Below are 1309 nucleotides of genomic sequence, written 5' to 3'. Positions count from 1 at the left end.
AGCATGATGATGCGTTTACATAGGATTTTCGACATTTTCGTTCTCCGCGAATTCAACTCAACAAGTGCAACGGCTGGATTGTTCCCGAAGAATACCTGATTTGGGTGTTTTCTGGCCCAGGAGTTTTCGGGGACGGTTGTTCAGTTTTTCCATGAGCCACTTAAAGTTTCGGAGCTTAGAAAATACAGAATAACTTCTTGATTGTATACCTGAATCCGTAACTTTAGTTGGCTCTTCTCCGCTTTGATGAGTGAGTGGGATGCGCAATAAATTGCTAATTATCTGAATATAAACAATTTAATCCAGGCGGAAGGGGCCTGTATGATTTGCTCCATCAACATCTGGCTCAGGGAAGTAGCTGTCCATGATGATCTGCCAGCCCTGTTCCGTAACATTGAATCATTCGCTAAAACGCCATGGCCACCCGTTAACCCCTTCCACTCCCTGATCAGGCGTTCAGAGCGTTCAGGGCTGCATCATAGTCTGGCTCATCGCCGGTTTCCGGCACCAGTTGTGTGTACATGACGGCGCCTGCTTCATCGATGATGACGATGGCGCGCGCGGCCAAGCCTTGCAGGGGGCCATCGATGAACAGAACGCCGTAGTCTTCGGCGAAGGACCTGTCTTTCATCATCGACAGGGGTGTGACGTTTTCGAGTTCCTCGATGCTGCAGAAACGTCCCTGGGCGAAGGGCAGGTCGGCAGAGACCACAAGGACTTCCGCATCCTTGCGATTCGCGAAAGCCGCGTTGAACTTGCGGGCCGACTCTGCACAGGTGGGAGTGTCGAGGCTGGGGACGATGTTCAGTACGATCTTCTTGTTTGCCCAATCACCGAGCCGGGCCGTGGTGAGGTCGCCCCGGGTCAGTTTGAAATCTGGTGCCTGGGCGCCCACATCGGGAAGTTCACCGTTGGTGTGGATTTCGAGGTCTTTTTTCAGTGTTACTGTTGCCATGATTTGATTCAACTCGTTAAGTGTAATTTGATCTGGAGTGGATGGCTAAGCCGCGATAGCATCATGGCTTACTCAGTCCAGTAAGACCAGTAAGAAAGGAAAGGAGCACGATGAGAGGCTACACGCAGCTCACCCAAGAGAAATGATACCAGATCTACGCGCCGAAGAACTCTGGCCACTGTGGGCGCCTACCACGGCCACCTGACGGCCTTACTGGCACGCTCAAGAAGAGCCCTATACAGTGGGCAGGGGTACCCCCATATTGGCGGTGAAGTGGTTAGAGACCTCATACTATCAATAGCTTACTTGGGTATCTGGTATCCTTTTTCACTCATCAAAGCGGAGAAGAGCCTT

Annotated in this window: 1 protein-coding gene; it reads right to left on the bottom strand. The window is 51.4% G+C overall.

The window, feature by feature from the left end; all coding sequences use genetic code 11:
- Positions 1 to 448 precede the first annotated feature (448 nt).
- Positions 449 to 955 (bottom strand): thiol peroxidase, encoded by a 507-nt coding sequence (tpx, locus tag ACOCD2_RS20340; RefSeq protein ID WP_293650265.1) that lies wholly within the window; start codon positions 953 to 955, stop codon positions 449 to 451.
- Positions 956 to 1309 lie beyond the last annotated feature (354 nt).

This window comes from Thiolapillus sp. (assembly GCF_048562965.1).
GTDB classification, from domain to species: Bacteria; Pseudomonadota; Gammaproteobacteria; order Chromatiales; family Chromatiaceae; genus Thiolapillus; species Thiolapillus brandeum_A.
The sequence above is the reverse complement of the archived record's forward strand: the minus strand, read 5'-3'. Positions and strand labels throughout refer to the sequence as shown.